The following is a 3,140-nucleotide window of genomic DNA, read 5'->3' on the forward strand; positions in this document are numbered from 1 at the left end:
TGAATTTCCGAATGGGGAAACCCACCTGAATGTTGGTTATGATTGCCTTACGGCACTTCTTAATCGGCATCACCAGGTACTTTACTCCTGAATACATAGGGGGTTTAGAGCGAACCCGGGGAACTGAAACATCTAAGTACCCGGAGGAAAGGAAATCAACGATACTCCGTTAGTAGTGGCGAGCGAACGCGGACCAGCCGAGCCGTAAGAACGAGTGGAATGGTCTGGAAAGGCCAGCGATATGGGTGACAGCCCCGTACACGAAGTTTGATCGGACGCATTAAGTAGGGCGGGACACGTGTAATCCTGTCTGAAGATCGGGGGACCACCCTCGAAGGCTAAGTACTCCTTGCTGACCGATAGCGAACCAGTACCGTGAGGGAAAGGTGAAAAGCACCCCGACGAGGGGAGTGAAACAGTTTCTGAAACCGGACGCCTACAAGCAGTCGGAGCTTCCTTGAGAAGTGACGGCGTACCTTTTGTATAATGGGTCAACGACTTGGTCTTACGAGCAAGCTTAAGCCGATAGGTGTAGGCGCAGCGAAAGCGAGTCTTAAAAGGGCGACGAGTTCGTGGGATCAGACCCGAAACCAGATGATCTAGCCATGTCCAGGATGAAGGTTGGGTAACACCAACTGGAGGTCCGAACCGACACCCGTTGAAAAGGGTCCGGATGAGGTGTGGCTAGGGGTGAAAGGCCAATCAAATCTGGAGATAGCTGGTTCTCCGCGAAAGCTATTTAGGTAGCGCCTCGGACGAATACCTGCGGGGGTAGAGCACTACATGGATGATGGGGGCCCACAGCCTTACTGAGTCTAAGTAAACTCCGAATACCGCAGAGTACTATCCGGGAGACACACGGCGGGTGCTAACGTCCGTCGTGAAGAGGGAAACAACCCTGACCAACAGCTAAGGCCCCCAATTCGTGGCTAAGTGGGAAAGCATGTGGGATTTCCAAAACAACCAGGAGGTTGGCTTAGAAGCAGCCATCCTTTAAAGATAGCGTAACAGCTCACTGGTCTAGTCAAGAGATCCTGCGGCGAAGATGTAACGGGGCTCAAGCCACGAGCCGAAGCTTTGGATGCACAGCAATGTGCGTGGTAGCGGAGCGTTCTGTGATATAGCACCTTCCGACTTCAGCTTTCCTTCGGGAAAGTCTTGGTCGGAGCGGTGCTGACTGTGAAGCCGGCCTGTGAGGGATCCGGTGGAGTGATCAGAAGCGAGAATGTTGACATGAGTAGCGACAAAGAGGGTGAGAGACCCTCTCGCCGAAAGTCCAAGGGTTCCTGCTTAAAGCTAATCTGAGCAGGGTAAGCCGGCCCCTAAGGCGAGGCCGAAAGGCGTAGTCGATGGGAACCAGGTTAATATTCCTGGGCCAGGAGGATGTGACGGATGTCGAGGGTAGTTCAGACTTATCGGATTGTCTGGGCTGCTTAGATGTCCCTGGAAATAGCCCTCCATATGACCGTACCCTAAACCGACACAGGTGGACAGGTAGAGTATACCAAGGCGCTTGAGAGAACCACGTTTAAGGAACTCGGCAAAATGCCTCCGTAAGTTCGCGAGAAGGAGGCCCCATTCGCACGCAAGTGCGGGTGGGGGGCACAAACTAGGGGGTGGCGACTGTTTACTTAAAACACAGGGCTCTGCGAAGCCGTAAGGCGACGTATAGGGTCTGACGCCTGCCCGGTGCTGGAAGGTTAAAAGGAGGGGTGCAAGCTCCGAATTGAAGCCCCAGTAAACGGCGGCCGTAACTATAACGGTCCTAAGGTAGCGAAATTCCTTGTCGGGTAAGTTCCGACCTGCACGAATGGCGTAACGATCTCCCCGCTGTCTCAAACGTGGACTCAGCGAAATTGAACTGTGTGTCAAGATGCACACTACCCGCGGTTAGACGGAAAGACCCCATGAACCTTTACTCCAGCTTTGCACTGGCATCAGGATTGTGATGTGCAGGATAGGTGGTAGCCTTTGAAACCGAGACGCCAGTTTCGGTGGAGGCTCCCTTGAGATACCACCCTTCGCACTCTTGATGTCTAACCGCGGTCCGTCATCCGGATCCGGGACCCTGCATGGTGGGGAGTTTGACTGGGGCGGTCGCCTCCCAAATCGTAACGGAGGCGCGCGAAGGTAGGCTCAGACCGGTCGGAAATCGGTCGTTGAGTGCAATGGCAAAAGCCTGCCTGACTGCAAGACTGACAAGTCGAGCAGAGACGAAAGTCGGTCATAGTGATCCGGTGGTCCCAAGTGGGAGGGCCATCGCTCAACGGATAAAAGGTACTCTGGGGATAACAGGCTGATGATGCCCAAGAGTCCATATCGACGGCATCGTTTGGCACCTCGATGTCGGCTCATCTCATCCTGGGGCTGGAGCAGGTCCCAAGGGTATGGCTGTTCGCCATTTAAAGAGGTACGTGAGCTGGGTTTAGAACGTCGTGAGACAGTTCGGTCCCTATCTGCCGTGGGTGTAGGATACTTGAGAGGAGTTGCCCCTAGTACGAGAGGACCGGGGTGAACGTTCCACTGGTGGACCAGTTATCGTGCCAACGGTAGTGCTGGGTAGCTATGAACGGACAGGATAAACGCTGAAGGCATCTAAGCGTGAAGCCCCCCTCAAAACCAGGTATCCCTTGAGGGCCGTGGAAGACCACCACGTCGATAGGCCGGAGATGTAAGTGCAGCAATGCATTCAGTTGACCGGTACTAATTGCCCGATTGGCTTGATTTGATCCAGTAGCAGCAAGGCTCATAGATCAAAAGCAAGTATACACGAGGTTAGTCAAAAGAACGCTCCGCGCCGGCGAAATGCCGGAGGCCGCATCCGCGGCACGCGAGCTTCAATGTACTCAGACTTGGAAAATGGCTTCTTCCTCGGTTTGGTGGTCATAGCGTTGGCTAAACACCCGATCCCATCCCGAACTCGGCCGTTAAGGGCCAACACGCCGATGGTACTGCGTCTCAAGACGTGGGAGAGTAGGTCACCGCCAAACCTAGAAAGAAGCCAAGTTCTCTCAAATACGATGAAAAAATACCCCGATCGCAAAATCAGCCCTCGGGAACCAGCGCGGGGTGGAGCAGCCCGGTAGCTCGTCAGGCTCATAACCTGAAGGCCGCAGGTTCAAATCCTGCCCCCGCAACCA

The 3,140-nt window shown here is 54.3% G+C and carries 1 tRNA gene and 2 rRNA genes (1 of these 3 cut by a window edge); all 3 read left to right on the forward strand.

Going from position 1 to position 3,140, the window contains the following annotated elements:
• Window positions 1–2,728: ribosomal RNA gene (locus tag C8J30_RS18035) — 23S ribosomal RNA — on the forward strand; it begins 107 nt to the left of the window's first position.
• A 147-nt stretch (window positions 2,729–2,875) separates the two neighbouring features.
• Window positions 2,876–2,990, forward strand: a 5S ribosomal RNA gene (gene rrf / locus C8J30_RS18040).
• Between the two features lie 73 nt (window positions 2,991–3,063).
• Window positions 3,064–3,140 (forward strand) — tRNA-Met (locus C8J30_RS18045).

The organism is Rhodobacter viridis (assembly GCF_003217355.1).
GTDB lineage: Bacteria > Pseudomonadota > Alphaproteobacteria > Rhodobacterales > Rhodobacteraceae > Rhodobacter > Rhodobacter viridis.